Source organism: Kutzneria sp. NPDC051319 (assembly GCF_040682195.1).
GTDB lineage: Bacteria > Actinomycetota > Actinomycetes > Mycobacteriales > Pseudonocardiaceae > Kutzneria.
Map to the genome: position 1 here is coordinate 94001 of NZ_JBFBAM010000017.1, position 18265 is coordinate 112265.

Here is an 18265-nt window from a genome sequence, read left to right on the forward strand (position 1 = left end):
CCGAATGTGTGAAACCGATTCACACATTCGGTGTGCCGCTAAGCGGGACTCGCCGGGGTCCAGCCGGTCTTCAGGCCGGCGCCCGACAGCGGCACCACAACCTCGCCCCACCTATCGCCGGCCGCCCGGGCCGCCGCCCAGCACACCGCCGCGGTGTCCTCGACGTACCAACCCTTCCGGGCCAGCTCCGACCGTCCGGCCAGCACCTGCTCCTCGGTCACCGTCGCGAACTCGTCCACCGCCGCCAGAATCTCCGCCCCCCGAGCCGGCGCCGAGATGGCGATCCCCTCGGCGATGGTGGCGGAAGCCTCCACCGGGAGCGGCTGGGCCGAACCCGCGCGCCGAGCGGCAGCCAAGGGTGCACAGTTCGCTGCCTGTACGGCCACGATGCGAGGGGCCGACGGGATCAGCCCGGCGGCGAGCAACCCTGCCACCGCTCGGGTGACTCCGAGCACCAAAGTCCCGTTCCCCACCGGCAGCACGAAGGTGTCGGGCAGCCGGCCGCCCAACTGCTCCCAGACCTCGAACGCGTACGTCGCGGTGCCGAGGTGGAACACCGGGTTGTAGACGTGGCTCGCGTAGAACGCGTCGCCCTGCTCCACGGCCGCGATGGCCGCGGCGGCGGTCGCCTCGCGGTTGCCGGGCACCAGGTTGATGACCGCGCCGTGCGCCCTGACCTGGGCGATCTTCTTCGGCGAGGTGGACTCCGGCACGAAGATCTCGGCTGGCAGACCGACCCGGGCCGAGTAGGCCGCGACCGCGGTGCCGGCGTTTCCGCTGGAGTCGGCGATCACCTTCGACGCCCCGGCAGCCAAGGCCTGCGCCAGCAGCAGGACCACGCCGCGGTCCTTGAACGACAGGGTCGGGCTGGCGTACTCGACCTTGACGGAAATGCCGTCGCCGGCGGACAACAGTGGCGTGATTCCCTCACCGAGCGTGGCCGTCTGCCACAGCTGCGCCGGCACGCCGAGGGCCTCGCCGTATCGCCAGGTCGTCAGGGGACGGCCGGCCAACTCGGCCAGCGGCACGGGCGCCGCGGGCGGCGCGGCCAGCCGCATCGGCACGCCACAGCAGCGCCACGCCGGATCGGTGAACTCGAACTGTCGACCGCACTCGGGGCACACGCGCACAGGACCAGTCACGGCTTCACCGTAGTGGCTACCCAGCGTGACCGCGGCCGGGTCGGAGGTGATCTCCGTCAACGGGGCCGCCGCGCCTTATTCCACAAGTGAGGCCCCGATGTCCGGGAACGCGCCGGACATCGCCCCACGCCACACGGGTGACGGCCGCACAGACTACGCTCTGCATTGCGTGGTTCGGCGTGGATGCCGTACTCGGGGACATGCCTGAAAGAGGTGCGGCCGACTCGGCCGTCGAAGACCTGGGTCCGTGTTCGGCGTGGCTGCTGGACCGTCGCACCTGCGGTGCATACCGTCCACCCCAATGTCGGGGTTGACATAACTCGAAGCCTCTGGTTGAGGTCGAGAGTTAAACCGGAGCCTGGCCGGGGGCGGCCAGGACGGGAGGGTGACCACCGCAGGACGAGAGCTCGAGTACCACGATCAGGAAGGCGGATCCGATGACGCCCCCGCACAACTACCTCGCGGTGATCAAGGTCGTCGGCATCGGCGGCGGCGGCGTCAACGCCGTCAACCGCATGATCGAGGTCGGGCTCAAGGGCGTCGAGTTCATCGCGGTGAACACCGACGCGCAGGCCCTGCTGATGTCCGACGCGGACGTCAAGCTGGACATCGGCCGCGAGCTGACCCGAGGCCTCGGCGCGGGCGCCAACCCCGAGGTCGGTCACAAGGCCGCCGAGGACCACCGCGAGGAGATCGAAGAGGTCATCAAGGGGGCCGACATGGTCTTCGTGACGGCCGGCGAGGGCGGCGGCACGGGCACCGGCGGCGCGCCGGTGGTCGCCTCCATCGCCCGCAAGCTCGGCGCGCTCACCATCGGCGTGGTCACGCGGCCGTTCAGCTTCGAGGGCAAGCGCCGCGCGAAGCAGGCCGACGACGGCATCACCCAGCTGCGCAACGAGTGCGACACCCTGATCGTCATTCCCAACGACCGGCTGCTCCAGCTCGGCGACGTGGGCGTGAGCCTGATGGACGCCTTCCGCTCCGCGGACGAGGTGCTGCTGTCCGGCGTCCAGGGCATCACCGACCTGATCACCACGCCGGGTCTGATCAACCTGGACTTCGCCGACGTCAAGAGCGTCATGTCCGGGGCCGGCAGCGCCCTCATGGGCATCGGCTCGGCGCGGGGCGAGGGCCGGGCGGTGCAGGCCGCGCAGAAGGCGATCAACTCGCCCCTGCTGGAGGCGTCCATGGACGGCGCGCACGGCGTGCTGCTGGCCATCGCCGGCGGCTCCGACCTGGGCCTGTTCGAGATCAACGAGTCCGCGTCGCTGGTCCAGGAGGCCGCGCACCCGGACGCCAACATCATCTTCGGCACGGTCATCGACGACTCGCTCGGCGACGAGGTTCGGGTCACCGTGATCGCGGCGGGTTTTGACAGTGGCGGGCCGACGCACAAGAAGCTGGAGCCAACGGCGCTGACCTCGCCCCCGAGGTCGACCACGGCCACCGCCGTCGCCGAGTCCGGCCAGATCAGCTCGCCGCAACCGCAAGCCCAGCAGTACACGCCGCCACCCGTGGAGCACCACGCGCCGCCCGTGACGCACACCCCGCAGCCGTCCAACGGCTACACCGCGGTGCCGCCGGCCAACACGGGCTACCAGCCGCAGAACACCGTGGGCCAGGGCAACTCCGGCCTGCCGCCGGTCAGCCGCCCCACCCAGGGCAACGGCTACTCGACGGAGCGCCCCGGCTCGCTCCCCTCCCGCGGCGTCCCGCTGCCCGAGGACCCCGACGACGAGGTAGACGTGCCCCCCTTCATGCGGCGCTGACCCAACCTCACTTCTTAGCCACGTGAGTGGCTCATTTCGCGTCAGGGCCCACCTGAGCCACTCAGGTGGGGGCAAAACGCGAAGTGAGCCACTCACGTCGTTGTAGGGGCGGGCGGGGAGAATCAACGGCATGCGTGTTCGTCGAGTCGTCACGACCAGGGCCGGTGGCCGGTCCGCAGCCCCCTACGAGTCGTTCAACCTGGGTGATCACGTCGGCGACGACCCGGTGGCGGTGCGGGCCAACCGCGACCGCCTGGCCGAGGGCGTGGGCCTGAGCGCCGACCGCCTGGTGTGGATGGAGCAGGTGCACGGCCGGACCGTCACGACGGTGGACGGCCCGCTCGACGCCCCGGCCGAGGCGACGGACGCCCTGGTCACCAACCGGCCGGGCCTGGCGCTGGTGGCGCTGGTGGCCGACTGCGTGCCGGTGCTGCTGGCCGATCCCGACAACGGCGTGATCGCCGCCGTGCACGCGGGCCGCGTGGGGGCACGGGTCGGTGTGGTGCCGGCGGCCGTGAACGCCATGGTCGAGGCCGGCGCCAAGGCCGACCGGATCGAGGTGCTGCTGGGCCCGAGCGTCTGCGGCGAGTGCTACGAGGTGCCGGCCGCGATGCGGGACGACGTCGAGGCGCACCTGCCGGGCAGCGCCGCCAAGTCCCGCAAGGGCACGCCGGCCCTGGACCTGCGGGCCGGCCTGTGGAACCAGCTGGCCGGGCTGGGCGTGGCCAAGGTCGGCGTGGACCCGCGCTGCACGGTCGAGGACAAGACCCTGTTCAGCCACCGCCGGGACGGCAAGACCGGCCGGCTGGCCGCCGTGACCTGGATCGAGGCATGACCGAGGAGCGCCGCCGGCAGATCGCCGAGAACCTGGCGGCCGTGCGGGAGCAGATCGCCGACGCCTGCCGGGCCGCCGGGCGGTCCACCGATGAGGTGAAGCTGCTCGCCGTCACCAAGACCTTCCCGGCCTCCGACGCCATCCTGCTGGCCGGCCTGGGCGTCACCGACTTCGCCGAGAACCGGGACCAGGAGGCGGCCCCCAAGGCCGCGGAGGTGGCGCTGGGGCTGCCGGACACGCCCGTCCGGTGGCACATGGTGGGCCGGATGCAGCGCAACAAGGCTCGCTCTATCGTGGGCTGGGCGGACGAGGCCCAGTCCGTGGACTCGCCCAGGCTGGCCGCTGCGCTCGCCAAGGCCGTCGCGGGGGCCCGGACCAGGGGGACCCGCTCGAAGCCGCTCAGCGTGCTGATCCAGGCCAGCCTGGACGGTGACACCGAGCGCGGTGGCGTTGCGCTGTCCGGACTCATGGAGCTGGCCGACGAGATAGGCCGATCGAGTGAACTGATCTTGCGCGGTGTGATGGGAGTCGCACCATTGTCGATGGATCCAGCGGCGGCCTTCGAACTCCTGTCCAAGGCAGCAGCGAGGGTTCGGGCCGATCATCCGACGGCGGTCGAGCTCTCCGCCGGCATGACGGGCGATCTAGCTGCGGCGATCGGACAGGGATCTACGTGCGTGCGTGTCGGAACGGGCCTGTTGGGGTACAGAGGTCTAGCCTCGCCGTAGGCGGCGGGGAACCAGGGCGCGTCGCCGCGCGTCCAGGTCGTCGGGGAGTCGCGGAGGAAGGGCTGGCATGAGTGCGCTTCAGAAGCTGAAGGCCTACTTCGGGATGGTGCCGGCCGAAGACCTCGACGGCTACGACGAGGACGGTCGCTACGTCGCCGACTACCGGGACGACTACGACGACCGCAACCGCGATGATCGTTCCGCCCTCGGAGCCGACTACGATCGCTACCCGAGCGGTCGGCGACGCTCGTCCGACAGCGTGCTGTCGGCCCGCTCGTCCTACCGCGCCGATTACGACGAGGACGGCTACGAGCTGCCCGAGGACCGGCCCCGTGGCCGCCGCAGCTGGGCGACCGAGGCGCCGACCCACGGCGCGCTCGCGGTCGAGCCCAAGCACGAGCCGGTCACGCGCCTGCGACCGGCCCAGGATCCGGTGGCACACCCCTTGGCCAAGATCATCACCCTGCATCCGCGCAGCTACACCGAGGCGCGGACCATCGGCGAGCACTACCGGGACGGCACGCCGGTGATCATCAACCTGACCGACATGGACAACGCGGACGCCAAGCGACTCGTCGACTTCGCGGCCGGGCTGGCCTTCGCCCTGCGGGGCAGCATGGACAAGGTCACCAACAAGGTGTTCCTTCTCTCACCGCCGAACACCGACGTGACCGCCGAGGACCGCAGGCGCCTCGCGGAGGGTGGCTTCCTCCCCAAGTCATGACGGATGGCACAGTGGTGGCGTGCAACCGGTCTTCGTGGTCGTCTACTACGTGCTGTTCTTCTTCTGGCTGCTGCTCTCGGCCCGCCTGGTCGTGGAGTACGTCCGGGCGTTCTCCCGGGAGTGGCGGCCAGCCGGTGGGGTTGCGGTCACGCTGGAGACCATCTACACAGTGACAGACCCCCCGGTCCGGTTGGCCCGTCGCGTGATACCGATGGTACGAATCGGGGGCGTCGGGCTGGACCTATCGATTATGGTCGTGTTCCTGGTTGTGTACATACTGATGCAACTGAGTCTGCAACTGACGCATACATCCTGATGCGGCTGTCGCAGCCCGGGTGACGGGGATCCCGGCGCTGCTGCGGTCGTGACTGCCGTGAGGTGATCTGATGCCGTTGACCCCCGCTGACGTGCACAACGTCGCGTTCAGCAAGCCTCCTATCGGGAAGCGGGGCTACAACGAGGACGAGGTTGACGCCTTCCTCGACCTGGTTGAGGGCGAGCTGGCCCGTCTGATCGAGGAGAACTCCGACCTGCGCGCCCAGGTCGAGCAGCTGGACTCCCAGCTGGAGGCCGCGCGCGCCGACCTGGACGACGCTCGGAGCAAGGTGGGCTCCGGCCCGATGCCGGGCCGCGAGGAACCCCGTCGCCTCGCTTCCGTCCCGCCGCCGTCGGTGATGGAGCAGACCACGCCCGGTGGCGACCACCACGTGCAGGCGGCCAAGGTCCTGGGTCTCGCCCAGGAGATGGCCGACCGGCTCACCGGTGAGGCCAAGGGCGAGGCGGACTCGATGCTGGCCGAGGCCCGCACCAAGTCCGAGCAGCTGCTCTCCGAGGCGCGGGCGAAGGCCGACACCATGGTCAACGAGGCGCGCACGCGCGCCGAGACCATGCTCAACGACGCCAGGACCCGGTCCGAGACCCTGGAGCGCAACGCCAGGGAGAAGGCCGCGGCGCTGGACCGCGACGCGCAGCGCAAGCACGCCGAGGTGATGGGCAACATCACCCAGGAGAAGAACGCGCTGGAGAAGAAGATCGACATGCTCCGCACCATGGAGCGTGAGTACCGGACCCGCCTCAAGAGCCTGCTCGAGTCGCAGCTGGCCGAACTCAACGACCGCACCTCGGCCGCCCCCAGCGAGGGACGCCAGAGCGGTGGTTACACGTTCGGCGCCCGCGCCGAAGCCGGCTGAGTAGTCGGGTCCACTTCTCCAAAGACGGCAGACCTGCTGGTCGGGTCTGCTCGCGATGGCACGCGCCACCGAATCAGCACGCGTCATTACGCCGTGGACAGCGGCGGGTTGACGTAGGGTCGCTGCGTGTCGTCGAACAACACAGCGTCGTCCGGCGGTTCCGGAAGGTCTTCCGGGCTGCTGTACGTCGTGCTGCTGTGCGTGCTGGCCGCGTTCGCGCTGCTGGTGGTCGCCCTCGTGTCCACCCTGACCCTGTGGGCGTGGGGCTCCGTCGCGCTCAGCATCGTCGGCGCCGTGGTGCTGCTGGTTGACTGGCAGCGCCGCCGGCGCGTCGACGCGCGCCCGTCTACGGGTGGGGTGGCTGTCGCCGGGAAGACCGTCGACGGCGGTGACGACGATGATGCGGACCCCCAGGAAGACGAGGGTGGACCGGGTGATTCGCAGGCTACAGGTGATCTTGAGGACGTTGCCACCGGGGGTGTCCGGATCGGCACGAATCGTGATGATCAGCAGGAACCGGCCGAGGAGGACACCGACGCGGCCGACGCGCTGGTCGTCTCCGAGCTGACCGACGAGGTGCTCGTGCTCGACGAGCGCCCCCGCTACCACCTCGCCGCCTGCGACTGGGTCGGCGAGCGCCCGACCATCCCGCTGCCGGTCAACGAGGCCCGGCAACTGGGCTTCACCCCCTGCGCCGTGTGCGCCCCCGACGCCACCCTCGCCGCCGCCACCCGCCACCCGTGATGCCACATGCGCTTCCCCCGTGGCGTCAGAGCGCAAGTGGGAAGCGCACGTGGCACTGGCCGGGAAGCGATTTGGCAGCCCGCGTTACCCTTGGCACAGCACAGGCGTTGATCCGGCCATCACCGGGGAGCCTCCGGAAGAACGGGCGCGAGCCCCAGTAGAACCGGACGGGTGGGCCCGTCACAGCCCGCAAACGAGTGGCCGCCTCGGCGGCAATCGGGGTGGTACCGCGGTGCGCCGGAAGGTGCGTCGTCCCCGTCAGGACTGACGACGGGACCGCGAGGAGCAACACGGATGGCCTATCCACTCGAATCGTTCACCGAGGGCGGCGTGCCCGCGCAGCCCTCGTTCCCCAAGCTGGAGACCGCGGTCCTCGACTACTGGGGCAGCGACCGCACCTTCCAGGCCAGTGTGGACGGTCGCCCGGCCGGCGAGAACGGCAGCAACGAGTACGTCTTCTACGACGGCCCGCCCTTCGCCAACGGCCTGCCGCACTACGGCCACCTACTGACCGGCTACGCCAAGGACGTCGTCCCGCGCTACCACGCCATGCGCGGCAAGCACGTCGAGCGCCGCTTCGGCTGGGACTGCCACGGCCTGCCGGCCGAGGTCCGCGCCGAGAAGGAGCTGGGCATCTCGTCCAAGGCGGAGATCGAGGCGCTGGGCGTCGACAAGTTCAACGACGCCTGCCGCACCTCCGTGCTGCGCTACACCGACGAGTGGCGCGACTACGTCACCCGCCAGGCCCGCTGGGTCGACTTCGACAACGACTACAAGACGCTCGACCTCGACTACATGGAAAGCGTCATGTGGGCGTTCAAGACCTTGTGGGACAAGGGTCTTGTCTACGAGGGCTTCCGCGTCCTGTGGTACTGCTGGCGCTGCGAGACGCCGCTGTCCAACTCCGAGACGAAGATGGACGACACCTACCGCGACCGGCAGGACCCGGCCGTCACGGTGGGCATGCGCCTCGACTCCGGCGAGCTGGCGCTGATCTGGACCACCACGCCGTGGACGCTGCCGTCCAACCTGGCCATCGCCGTGCACCCGGACGTCGACTACGTGTCGGTCGAGGCCAATGGCGAGAAGTACGTGCTGGCCGAGGCCCGCCTGAGCGCCTACGCCCGCGAGCTGGGCGAGGAGCCGACAGTGCTGGCCCGCTTCAAGGGCACCGAGCTGCTGGGCCGCCGCTACACGCCGGTGTTCGACTTCTTCGCCGGGCGGCGCAACGCGCACCAGGTCCTGCCGGCCGACTACGTCACCACCGAGGACGGCACCGGGCTCGTGCACATCGCGCCGGCCTTCGGTGAGGAGGACAAGGTCGTCACCGACGCCGCGGACATCGAGCCCGTGGTGCCGGTGGACGCGCGCGGCCGGTTCACCGCCGACGTGCCGCCGTACGCCGACGTGCAGGTGTTCGAGGCCAGCAAGCAGATCATCAAGGACCTGCGCGAGCGGGGCGTGCTGCTGCGGCACGAGACGTACAACCACTCCTACCCGCACTGCTGGCGCTGCGACACGCCGCTGATCCAGCGGGCGGTGTCGTCCTGGTTCGTCGCGGTGACCAAGTTCCGCGACCGCATGGTCGAGCTCAACCAGGGCATCAACTGGGTGCCCGACCACGTCCGCGACGGCCAGATGGGCAAGTGGCTGGCCAATGCCCGCGACTGGAACATCTCCCGCAACCGGTTCTGGGGCTCGCCGATCCCGGTGTGGATGTCCGACGACCCGGCCTACCCGCGGACCGACGTCTACGGCTCGCTGGACGAGCTGGAGCGGGACTTCGGCGTGCGCCCGAACGACCTGCACCGCCCGGTCATCGACGAGCTGACCCGGCCCAACCCGGACGACCCGACCGGCAAGTCCACCATGCGCCGGGTGCCCGAGGTGCTGGACTGCTGGTTCGAGTCCGGCTCGATGCCGTTCGCCCAGGTCCACTACCCGTTCGAGAACACGGACTGGTTCGAGCACCACTACCCCGGCGACTTCATCGTCGAGTACAGCGCGCAGACCCGCGGCTGGTTCTACAACATGCACGTGCTGGCCACGGCCCTGTTCGACCGGCCGGCGTTCCGCAACTGCATCGCGCACGGCATCGTGCTCGGCGACGACGGCCAGAAGATGTCCAAGTCGCTCAACAACTATCCGGACGTCAACGAGGTGTTCGAGCGCGACGGCTCGGACGCCATGCGCTGGTTCCTGATGTCCAGCCCCATCCTGCGCGGCGGCAACCTGGTCGTCACCGAACGCGGCATCCGCGACTCGGTGCGCCAGGCCGTGCTGCCGCTGTGGAACTCCTGGTACTTCCTCGCGCTGTACGCCAACGCGGCCGGCGTGCAGGGCGCCTGGCGGGTCGACAGCGAGCACGTGCTCGACCGGTACGTGCTGGCCAAGACCCACGACCTGGTGACCGAGGTGTCCGCGGCCCTGGACGACTACGACCTGGCCGGCGCGTGCTTCGCCGTCCGGGACTTCCTCGAAGTGCTGACCAACTGGTACGTCCGCCGCTCGCGCGACCGGTTCTGGGCCGGCGAGCAGGACGCGATCGACACCCTGCACACGGTGCTGGAGCTGGTGAGCCGGGTGGCGGCGCCGCTGCTGCCGCTGACCACGGAATCGGTGTGGCGCGGCCTGACCGGCGGCCGGTCGGTGCACCTGACCGACTTCCCCAAGGTCGACGAGGTGCCCGCCGACGCGGCCCTCGTGTCGGCCATGGACGAGGTGCGGCAGGTCTGTTCGGCGGCGCTGTCCCTGCGCAAGGCCAACAAGCTGCGGGTGCGGCTGCCGCTGGCCAAGCTCGTGGTGGCCACGCCGGACGCCGAGGCGCTGCGGCCCTTCGTCGGTCTCATCGGCGACGAGGTCAACGTGAAGTCGGTCGAGCTGACCACGGATGTGGCCGCGCACGGCCAGTTCCAGCTCACGGTCAACGCCAGGGCCTGCGGCCCGCGGCTCGGCGCGGCCGTGCAGAAGGTGATCAAGGCGGTGAAGGCCGGCGAGTGGACCGCCGCCGAGGACGGCTCGGTGTCCGCGGCCGGCATCGACCTGCTGCCCGGCGAGTACGAGCAGCGGCTGGTCGCCACCGACCCGGCCGCCACGGCGGCGCTGCCCGGCGGCTCCGGCCTGGTCGTGCTGGACACCGCGGTCACCGACGAGCTGGCGGCCGAGGGCGTCGCGCGGGATGTGGTCCGCGTGGTGCAGCAGGCCCGCCGCGACGCCGGCCTGGACGTGTCGGACCGGATCACGCTGACCGTCTCGGCGGCCGACGACGTGGTGGCCGCTGTGCGCGTCCACGAGGCGTTCCTGGCCTCGGAGACCCTGGCCGACGCCGTGGCGTACGGGGCGGTCGAGGGCGGAGTGACCGGCGCGGTGGGCGACGGCGGCGAGGTCGCGGTGCAGGTGGTCAAGGCCTGAGAAAGGTGGTGGCGACCCCGGTCACCCCCATGGCACCGGGGTCGCCACCGGCTGTTGCGGCTCGCGCGGGACTTCCGTACGCAGCCGTACGGATCCCGGGTCCATACGGTAGCGTATGGACCCGTGGCCGGGAAGCGCCGGACGAAGGACGACTGGGTCGCAGCCGCCCTCGTGATGATTGCCGAGAAGGGCGTGAGCGCCCTCGCCGTCGAACCGCTCGCGCAGCGGCTCGGCGCCACCAAGGGCAGCGCGTACTGGCACTTTCCCAGTCGTGAGGCGCTGTTACAGGCGGCGCTGGACCGGTGGACCGACGACATCCTCAGCGGTATGGCCGCGTTCGCCGCGGTCGAACGGCCGCCGGAGGAGCAGCTGTGGCTGATCTTCAGCCGGGTGGTGGTCGACCGCCCCGAGAACGATCTCGAGTTCGCCATGATCGCCGCGACCGACGACCCGCAGGTGGCCGCGGCGATGCGGCGCCTGAGCGATGGGCGGCTCGCGCTCGTGGAGTCGCGGCTGGCGGAGCTGGGATTCACCGCCGCCACCGCCCGTGAGCGGGCTCTGCAGATGCACACGTTTCTGCTCGGACACGTGCAGATGGTGCGGCGCGGCGTGGAGATCAGCGATCCCGTCGAGTACGCGCGCGACGCCTTCCGGCTGCTGACCGCGCCGTAGGATTCGATTCGTGAAGTTCGCTGTGCGCGTAAAACCCGGTGCGCGGCGGGAGGCCGTCGGCGGCGTGTGGGGCGACGGGGCGCTGATCGTGGCCGTCGCCGCGCCGGCCGTGGAGGGCAAGGCGAACGAGGCCGTGCGCAAGGCGCTGGCCGGCGCATTCGGGATCCGCCGTCAGGACGTGCTCATCGTGTCCGGCGAGCGCAGCCGGGACAAACTCGTGGAGCTGCCGGACGCCTACGACCGGTTGCGCGAACTTCTAGGATAACACCGAGTTGCAGTGTCCACTGTGGACATCCACAGTGGCCGATTAGTACTTTTCCGTGATCGTCACGCACACTGTTCATGCCGACAGGTGACATCCGGGAGGTGGGATGCCTACTCTTTCGACAGCGCTCGGTATAGGTGCGGCGGTACTCCTGCTCTCCGTGTTCGCCGTGCGCGTATCGGTGCGCCTCGGTCTGCCCTCGCTCCTGCTGTACCTGGGCATCGGCCTGCTCATCGGCGAGGCCGGCTTCGGGATCCGCTTCGACAACGCCGCGCTCACCCAGTCGCTGGGCATCGCCGCGCTGGTGCTGATCCTGGCCGAGGGCGGGCTCACCACGCGGTGGTCGGCCGTGAAAAGCTCGCTGGGGCAGGGAATCGCACTGTCCACAGTGGCGGTCGCGGTCAGCATCGCCGTCACCGGCTTCGCGTTACACCTGTTGCTGGGCCTCGACTGGCGAATGGCCCTGCTGTGGGGCGCCGTGCTGTCCTCCACCGACGCCGCCGCCGTGTTCAGCGTGCTGCGCGGGGTCGGCGTCTCCAAGCGGCTGGTCGGCGCGCTGGAGCTGGAATCCGGCCTCAACGACGCGCCCGTGTTCATCGCCGTCGTGCTGCTCGTCGCCGCCGATCCGGTGGGCTGGACCACGCCGCTGCTCGCCGTCTACGAGCTCGGCATCGGCGCCGCCGTCGGCATTCTCGTCGGCTGGCTCGGCGCTTTCGGGCTGAGACGCGCGGCCCTGCCGGCGACCGGCCTCTATCCCGTCGCCACCGTCGCCATGTGTGTGCTGGCCTATGCGTTCGGTGACCTCGTGCACGCCTCCGGCCTGCTGGCCACGTACGTCACCGGCCTGGTGCTCGGCAATTCCCGGCTGCCGCACCGTTCCGACACCCTCTCCTTCGCCGAGGGACTCGGCTGGCTGGCCCAGATCGGCCTGTTCGTCTTGCTGGGCCTGTTCGCCTCACCCGCCCGGCTGCTGAGCGCCCTCGTGCCGGCCCTGGTCGCCGGGGCCGTGTTGCTGCTGCTGGCCCGGCCCTTGTCCGTGCTGCTGTCCATGACCCCGTTCCGCGTGAAGTGGCGGGAACAGGTCTTCCTGTCGTGGTCCGGGCTTCGCGGCGCCGTGCCCATCGTGCTGGCCCTGATTCCGTTGACCCAGGGCGTTCCCGGTGCCCAGCACCTGGTCGACGCGGTGTTCGTGCTCGTGGTCGTGCTGACGTTGATCCAGGGCGGCACCCTGCCCCTGGTCGCCCGATGGCTCGGTCTCGTCAAAACCGGTGACACACAGGAGATCGAAGTCGACTCCGCGCCGCTGGACACCCTGGGCGCCGAGCTCTTGCAGGTGCGGGTGCAGCCCGGATCCAAGCTCCATGGCGTGTATCTCTCGGAGCTCCGGCTGCCGGTGGGGGCCACCATCAGCCTCATCGTCCGTGGCGAGGCCGGTTTCACGCCCAAGTCGACCACGCGGCTCCAGGAAGAGGACCAACTCCTCGTCGTGGCCACCGACGACGCCCGCGACGCCACCGAGCGCCGCATCCGCGCCGTCGACCGCGCAGGCCGTTTCGCCCGCTGGAAGGGCGAATCGGGGCGAGACTGAACCCCCGCGAGTCCCGCTCTCCGACACACCGAAATACGGTTTCGCGCACACCTACGAGGTAACCCCGGGCGGCGCGGGAGCGACAAACGAGCATGGCCGTCGACGTCCGGACCGAGATCGTCATCGACGCCCCGCTCGCGCGGGTCGCCGACTACGCGGCCGGCCCGGGCAATGCCCCGGAGTGGTACGTCAACATCCGCTCCGTGCGCTGGGAGACCGAGCCGCCGGTGGCCGTCGGCTCGCGGGTGGCCTTCGTGGCGCGGTTCCTCGGCCGGGAACTGGCCTACACCTACGAGATCGTCGAACATGAGCCCGGTTCACGGCTGGTCATGCAGACCGCCCAGGGGCCGTTCCCGATGCGGACGACCTACACCTGGGAGGCGGTCGGGCCCACGCGGACACGGATGACGCTGCGTAACAGCGGGTCGCCGTCCGGCTTCGCCACCGTGGCCGCGCCGATGATGGCGATGGAGATGCGCCGGGCCAACCGCAAGGACCTGGCCAACCTGAAGACCCGGCTGGAGTCCTGACGCGGGATCAGCTCAGGGTGCCGGCGAACAGGGCGCGGTGCACCGCCAGGTAGGCGGGGCAGGGGAACGCCGGGCGGGGCTGCCACCAGTGGTCGGGGCGGCAGGCGCCGCAGCGGCCGGCCGGGTCCGGGGAGTGCTCGCTGAGCAGGGTGGCGACGGCGTCGACGACGCGGGGGAGCTGGGCCCGGGTGACGCCGCTGACGATGCGGTCGTCGGGATCGAGGGCGAGGTCGGCGAGCATCGCCAGATGGCGACTGAGCTCGTCGTCGAGCTCGCGGAACATGACTACCTCCGGGCGGTCGGCCACACGTGGTGCGCCGCCGAGTCTGCGCCGGGCGGGCGGCAAATGGACCGGGCCTTCACCCCTCCGGGAACAGAAACACCCGTTAGTGACGGCTCTCACGATGTGAGAGGACGTCTCGACGGATCCGCGCACGGTCGGTTACCGTGGTCGACGTTAGGTCATGAGTGCCAGCGTCAAGCCCCGGCTTGCTGGCCGGCAACCCTCCTCCGCGGTGGGGTGCCCCGGGTGAGGACCAGGCCCTGTCGCACCAGGCGACAAGGGCAAGCGCGGACCCGGGTGCAGTGCGGGTCCCTGACCCGAGGAGCACCCCCGTGACCATCGCGATCCCGCCGGCCCGCAACACGGACAAGACCATCCCGACCGTGCCGGCAGTGGTCGGGGCCCGCCTGTCCGTGCCGCTGGTGACCGGAGACCGCGTCACGTACGCCAATCTCGACCACGCGGCCAGCGCCCCGTGTCTGGAGCAGGTCCGCGACGCGGTGGACGAACTGCTGCCCTGGTACGCGAGTGTGCACCGTGGCGCGGGATTCGCCTCGCAGGTGTCCACAAAGGTCTATGAGCAGGCCCGGAACACGTTGCGGCGCTTCGTGGGCGCCCGTAGCAGCGACACGGTGGTGTTCACCCGCAACACCACGGACGCCCTCAACCTGCTGGCGAAGTCGTTGCCGCGCCGCACTTCCGTGGTGCTGTTCGACACCGAGCACCACGCGGCGCTGCTGCCCTGGCGCGGCCCGAACGTCCGTCGCATTCAGACTCCGGAGTCGGCGGCCGCGGCCGTGCCGGCGCTGGAGGCGGCGCTGAAGCTGTGCCCGGAGGGCCCGCGCCTGGTCGTGGTCACGGGGGCCTCGAACGTCACGGGCGAGCTGTGGCCGGTGGCCGAGCTGGCCCAGGTGGCCCGGCGCTTCGGGGCGCGCATCGCCCTGGATGCCGCGCAGCTCGCGCCGCACCGCCCGGTGGACATCAAGGCCCTCGACGTCGACTACGCCGTGCTGTCGGGCCACAAGCTGTACGCCCCCTACGGCGCCGGCGCGCTGATCGGCCGGGCCGACTGGCTGCAGGCGGCCGAGCCGTACCTGGTCGGCGGCGGCGCCACCAAGAGCGTCGTCGACTGGGGCGACCACCTCGGCGTCGCGTGGTCGGCCGTGCCGGAGCGGCATGAGGCGGGGTCGCCCAACGTCGTCGGCGTGCACGCGCTGGCCGCGGCCTGCGACACGATCACCCGCCACGGCTGGGACCGCATCGTCGCCCACGAGCAGGCGCTGCTGACCCGGCTGCGTGAGGGCCTCAAGACCGTCCCCGGCCTGCACGAGCTGGCCATCTTCCAGGGCGACAACGACCGCGTCGGCGTCGTCAGCTTCACCGTCCACGGCCACGAGGCCGGCCTGATCGCCGCCGCGCTGTCCGCGGAGTACGGCATCGGCGTCCGTGACGGCGCCTTCTGCGCGCACGTGGCGACCCGGCGCCTGCTGGAGCGCGTGGAGGCCACTGAGCAGCGCGCGCTGCGGGCCAGCCTGGGCCTCGGCAGCACCGTGGAGCACGTGGACCGTCTCGTCGCCGCGCTGCGTGAACTCGTCACCAACGGGCCGAAGTGGACGTACGTGCAGGAGGACGGCAGGTGGGTGCCGGCCGACGACAACCGGCCGCTGCCGCCCTTCGTCGCCGCCTGAGGGACAATGGCCCGGTGAGCACCGAGCCCAACACCGAACCGGTCGCGGCGCAGCGGCTGCTGCCCCGCCGGATCGGCATGCTGGTGACAGCGGCTGTCGTCGCCCTGGCGCTGGACATCGTCACCAAGGCACTGGTCGTCGCGAACCTCGAGGGCAAGCCGCCGCTCGAACTCGCCGGCGGCCTGGTCTACCTGGACGTGATCCGCAACCCGTACGCCGCGTTCTCGCTCGGCGTCACGGGCATGACGTGGGTGTTCAGCGTGATCTGCGTCGGCGTGCTGGCCGCGATCGTCTGGGTCGCGCCCCGGCTGCGCTCGCGCGGCTGGGCCGTCGGCCTCGGCTTCGTGTTCGGCGGCGCCCTCGGCAACCTGCTGGACCGCATCTTCCGGGCCCCCGGCGCGCTGCAGGGGCACGTCGTCGACTTCATCTCCGTGTTCGGGCCCAACGCCCAGTACTTCCCCGTGTTCAACTTCGCCGACTCGGCCATCTGCGTCGGCGGCGCGCTCATCGTGCTGATGGCCATCCTGGGCCGCGACTACGACGGCCGCTCCACGCGAGAGGCCAAGACCAGTGAGTGACCTTCGCGAGCTGCCCGTGCCCGACGGCCTCGACGGCATGCGCGTCGACGCCGGCCTGTCCAAGCTGCTCGGCCTGTCCCGCACCACCGTCGCCACCCTCGCCGACTCCGGCGACGTGGTGGTCGACGGCCGCGCCGTCGGCAAGTCCGACCGCCTGATCGCCGGCTCGTGGCTGGAGGTCACGCTGCCCGCGCCCGCGCAGCCCGTCACCGTGCAGGCCATTCCCGTCGAGGGCCTCGTCGTGCTGCACGAGGACGACGACGTGGTGGTGGTCGACAAGCCGGTGGGCGTGGTCGTGCACCCCACCCCCGGCTGGACCGGCCCGACCGTGCTCGGCGGCCTGGCCGCCGCCGGCATCCGGATCTCCACCTCCGGCGCGGCCGAGCGGCAGGGCGTGGTGCACCGGCTGGACGCCGGCACCACCGGTGTGATGGTCGTGGCCAAGAGCGAGCACGCTTACACCGTGCTGAAGCGGGCGTTCAAGGAGCGCACCGTGGACAAGGTCTACCACGCGCTGGTCCAGGGCCATCCCGACCCGACTCGCGGCACCATCGACGCGCCCATCGACCGGCACCCCAAGCACGACTACAAGTGGGCCGTCGTGGCCACCGGCCGGCCCAGCATCACGCACTACGAGATGCTGGAGGCCTTCCGCGCCGCCTCGCTGCTGGAGGTGCACCTGGAGACCGGCCGCACCCACCAGATCCGTGTGCACTTCTCCGCCCTGCACCACCCCTGCGTCGGCGACCTGACCTACGGCGCCGACCCCGTGCTGGCCAAGCGCCTGGCGTTGACCCGGCAGTGGCTCCAGGCCAAGTCCCTGTCCTTCCACCACCCGGCCGACGGCCAGTGGGTGACGTTTGAGAGCCAGTACCCGGACGACCTGCGCATCGCCCTCGACCGCATCCGCGCGGAGAGCTGACCCCGCCTTTTTCTCACGTGAGTGGCTCATTTCGCTTCTGACGCCACTTGAGCCACTCAGGTGGGGAACAAGGGCTACGTGAGTGGCTCATTTTCGCTCAGAAGCCGCCTAAGCCACTCACGTAGCGAAAAAAACAGGGGTTAGAGCTCGATCTCCCAGGTGAGGGAGTGGGCGGGGTCGTCGGGGCGGGGGCTCCAGCGGACGGAGGTGAGCTCCGTGGAGTCCGGCAGCACGTAGACGGTGTGGCCGCCGGCGGTCTCGCCCGGCTGGACGCCGATGCGGTGGGGCGGGCGGGAGGACAGGGACACGGGGGCCTTGGAGACGGTCTGGCCGTCGGCGGCGATCAGCAGCAGGTAGAGGTCGGGCAGCGAGGAGAACGGCACGGTGCCGCGGTTGGTGAGCTCGGTGTGCACGACCACGGCCCGCTCGCCCTCCTGGAGGCGGTAGCCGGCGGCGGTGAAGAGGAAGTCGGCGGGGTCGACGACCTCGACGAGCTGGATGGACAGCTGCTCGCCCTCCAGGCCCACGGTCTGCTGCGAGGTGCCCACGGTGAACTTGGGCGGGGGCACGGGCTCGGCCTTGACGGTCTGCTCGTCGCCACGGGCCCACGCCGAGGTCTGCGGCGGACCCCAGGTGCCCCCGGCGGGCTGCGGCACGGGGGCCGCGGGCTGCGCGGGCGTGGGCGCAGCGGCGGGCTGCTGCGCGGGGAACGGCACGCTCTGCGGCGGCGGCGCGTACTGGGGCGGCGGGGCGTACTGCGGCTGGGGGTGCTGCTGCTGGTACTGGGGCTGCGGCATCTGCTGCTGGGGCGGGGCGTACTGAGGCTGCTGTTGGGGCTGCTGCTGGGGATAGCCCTGCGGCCACTGCTGCTGCGGCCGGCTCGCGGCGGCCAGCGCGGCCCGGATGCCGTTGGGGTCGCACTCCACGCCGACCAACAGCGGCATGCCCTGCGCGGACAGCGCCACCAGGCGCGCGGCGGCCTCCCGAGGGTCCATGCCCAGGCGCGCTGCGACGTCATGCACCGCGGCCCGACCCATCTCGGCGATCAGGGAGAGCAGACGGAAGTCGACAGGATCCGGCACGGCCACGCCTGGCACGCTACCCGGTCGACCCGCGCACCGTCCGTCCCGGTGCGTCGCATCCGCGAAGATCACCTGCCCGGTGGGGTAACAGTGCCGGAACCTGGACGTAAAAGG

Annotated in this window: 18 protein-coding genes and 1 riboswitch; of the genes, 15 read left to right on the plus strand and 3 right to left on the minus strand. The window is 70.8% G+C overall.

All coding sequences use genetic code 11. The features are described 5' to 3' along the window. Window positions 1–38: 38 nt before the first annotated feature. Complete coding sequence (locus AB0M73_RS19660) at window positions 39–1142, minus strand: pyridoxal-phosphate dependent enzyme (RefSeq protein WP_363892242.1); 1104 nt, start codon at window positions 1140–1142, stop codon at window positions 39–41. 437 nt (window positions 1143–1579) lie between these two features. On the opposite strand from AB0M73_RS19660, the gene ftsZ reads away from it, so the two are divergent. From ftsZ to AB0M73_RS19720, 12 genes are all read left to right on the plus strand, one after another. After that, window positions 1580–2911 (plus strand): cell division protein FtsZ, encoded by a 1332-nt coding sequence (gene ftsZ, locus AB0M73_RS19665; RefSeq protein WP_363892244.1) that lies wholly within the window; start codon window positions 1580–1582, stop codon window positions 2909–2911. 130 nt (window positions 2912–3041) lie between these two features. Beyond that, a complete protein-coding gene (gene pgeF, locus AB0M73_RS19670) occupies window positions 3042–3746 on the plus strand; it encodes a peptidoglycan editing factor PgeF (protein WP_363892246.1) in 705 nt (234 codons plus the stop codon). Next, window positions 3743–4474, plus strand: a complete 732-nt coding sequence (locus AB0M73_RS19675; RefSeq protein WP_363892248.1) for a YggS family pyridoxal phosphate-dependent enzyme — start codon at window positions 3743–3745, stop codon at window positions 4472–4474. Before pgeF ends, AB0M73_RS19675 begins: the two co-directional genes overlap by 4 nt. A gap of 67 nt (window positions 4475–4541) precedes the next feature. Further along, complete coding sequence (locus AB0M73_RS19680) at window positions 4542–5198, plus strand: cell division protein SepF (protein ID WP_363892250.1); 657 nt, start codon at window positions 4542–4544, stop codon at window positions 5196–5198. 19 nt (window positions 5199–5217) lie between these two features. After that, the gene (locus AB0M73_RS19685) at window positions 5218–5514 is read left to right on the plus strand and encodes a YggT family protein (RefSeq protein ID WP_184866210.1); all 297 of its coding nucleotides are present in this window, start codon (window positions 5218–5220) and stop codon (window positions 5512–5514) included. A 70-nt stretch (window positions 5515–5584) separates the two neighbouring features. Next, window positions 5585–6388: a DivIVA domain-containing protein gene (locus tag AB0M73_RS19690; RefSeq protein ID WP_043723091.1), complete on the plus strand. Its 804-nt coding sequence runs from the start codon at window positions 5585–5587 to the stop codon at window positions 6386–6388. Window positions 6389–6514: 126 nt separating this feature from the next. Then, complete coding sequence (locus tag AB0M73_RS19695; RefSeq protein ID WP_363892253.1) at window positions 6515–7132, plus strand: hypothetical protein; 618 nt, start codon at window positions 6515–6517, stop codon at window positions 7130–7132. Between the two features lie 294 nt (window positions 7133–7426). Further along, window positions 7427–10543 carry an isoleucine--tRNA ligase gene (gene ileS, locus AB0M73_RS19700; RefSeq protein ID WP_363892255.1) on the plus strand — a complete coding sequence of 1039 codons (3117 nt, stop codon included), beginning with the start codon at window positions 7427–7429 and terminating at the stop codon, window positions 10541–10543. Window positions 10544–10666: 123 nt separating this feature from the next. Beyond that, window positions 10667–11215 (plus strand): helix-turn-helix domain-containing protein, encoded by a 549-nt coding sequence (locus AB0M73_RS19705; RefSeq protein WP_363892257.1) that lies wholly within the window; start codon window positions 10667–10669, stop codon window positions 11213–11215. A gap of 10 nt (window positions 11216–11225) precedes the next feature. Further along, window positions 11226–11480 carry a DUF167 domain-containing protein gene (locus AB0M73_RS19710; RefSeq protein ID WP_043723094.1) on the plus strand — a complete coding sequence of 85 codons (255 nt, stop codon included), beginning with the start codon at window positions 11226–11228 and terminating at the stop codon, window positions 11478–11480. A 106-nt stretch (window positions 11481–11586) separates the two neighbouring features. Then, window positions 11587–13068, plus strand: coding sequence for a potassium/proton antiporter (locus AB0M73_RS19715; protein WP_363892260.1), 1482 nt, complete (start codon window positions 11587–11589; stop codon window positions 13066–13068). A gap of 92 nt (window positions 13069–13160) precedes the next feature. Next, window positions 13161–13598 (plus strand): SRPBCC family protein, encoded by a 438-nt coding sequence (locus AB0M73_RS19720; RefSeq protein ID WP_363892262.1) that lies wholly within the window; start codon window positions 13161–13163, stop codon window positions 13596–13598. A gap of 7 nt (window positions 13599–13605) precedes the next feature. On the opposite strand, the gene AB0M73_RS19725 is transcribed toward AB0M73_RS19720, so the two are convergent. Further along, the gene (locus AB0M73_RS19725; protein WP_363892264.1) at window positions 13606–13881 is read right to left on the minus strand and encodes a hypothetical protein; all 276 of its coding nucleotides are present in this window, start codon (window positions 13879–13881) and stop codon (window positions 13606–13608) included. 177 nt (window positions 13882–14058) lie between these two features. Then, window positions 14059–14175: riboswitch (SAM riboswitch) on the plus strand. A 38-nt stretch (window positions 14176–14213) separates the two neighbouring features. Between AB0M73_RS19725 and AB0M73_RS19730 the strand changes: the two genes are divergently transcribed. The 3 genes from AB0M73_RS19730 to AB0M73_RS19740 are packed head-to-tail and all read left to right on the plus strand — an operon-like array spanning window position 14214 to window position 17069. Next, window positions 14214–15569, plus strand: coding sequence for an aminotransferase class V-fold PLP-dependent enzyme (locus AB0M73_RS19730; protein WP_363892266.1), 1356 nt, complete (start codon window positions 14214–14216; stop codon window positions 15567–15569). Window positions 15570–15625: 56 nt separating this feature from the next. Next, entirely contained in the window at window positions 15626–16147 is a 522-nt protein-coding gene (gene lspA / locus AB0M73_RS19735) for a signal peptidase II (protein ID WP_363892402.1), read from the plus strand. 37 nt (window positions 16148–16184) lie between these two features. Then, window positions 16185–17069: an RluA family pseudouridine synthase gene (locus AB0M73_RS19740; protein ID WP_363892404.1), complete on the plus strand. Its 885-nt coding sequence runs from the start codon at window positions 16185–16187 to the stop codon at window positions 17067–17069. Window positions 17070–17209: 140 nt separating this feature from the next. Here the strand turns inward: AB0M73_RS19740 and AB0M73_RS19745 are convergent, their stop codons facing one another. Further along, on the minus strand, window positions 17210–18157 hold the full coding sequence (locus tag AB0M73_RS19745) for an AsnC family protein (protein WP_363892268.1): 948 nt from the start codon (window positions 18155–18157) through the stop codon (window positions 17210–17212). Window positions 18158–18265 lie beyond the last annotated feature (108 nt).

What these genes read in the sequence shown, in the direction of transcription:
- ftsZ (WP_363892244.1), top strand. Translation starts at nt 1,580, where the DNA reads ATGACGCCCCCGCACAACTACCTCGCGGTGATCAAGGTCGTCGGCATC.
- pgeF (WP_363892246.1), top strand. Translation starts at nt 3,042, where the DNA reads ATGCGTGTTCGTCGAGTCGTCACGACCAGGGCCGGTGGCCGGTCCGCA.
- AB0M73_RS19675 (WP_363892248.1), top strand. Translation starts at nt 3,743, where the DNA reads ATGACCGAGGAGCGCCGCCGGCAGATCGCCGAGAACCTGGCGGCCGTG.
- AB0M73_RS19680 (WP_363892250.1), top strand. Translation starts at nt 4,542, where the DNA reads ATGAGTGCGCTTCAGAAGCTGAAGGCCTACTTCGGGATGGTGCCGGCC.
- AB0M73_RS19690 (WP_043723091.1), top strand. Translation starts at nt 5,585, where the DNA reads ATGCCGTTGACCCCCGCTGACGTGCACAACGTCGCGTTCAGCAAGCCT.
- ileS (WP_363892255.1), top strand. Translation starts at nt 7,427, where the DNA reads ATGGCCTATCCACTCGAATCGTTCACCGAGGGCGGCGTGCCCGCGCAG.
- AB0M73_RS19715 (WP_363892260.1), top strand. Translation starts at nt 11,587, where the DNA reads ATGCCTACTCTTTCGACAGCGCTCGGTATAGGTGCGGCGGTACTCCTG.
- AB0M73_RS19720 (WP_363892262.1), top strand. Translation starts at nt 13,161, where the DNA reads ATGGCCGTCGACGTCCGGACCGAGATCGTCATCGACGCCCCGCTCGCG.
- AB0M73_RS19725 (WP_363892264.1), bottom strand. Translation starts at nt 13,881, where the DNA reads ATGTTCCGCGAGCTCGACGACGAGCTCAGTCGCCATCTGGCGATGCTC.
- AB0M73_RS19740 (WP_363892404.1), top strand. Translation starts at nt 16,185, where the DNA reads ATGCGCGTCGACGCCGGCCTGTCCAAGCTGCTCGGCCTGTCCCGCACC.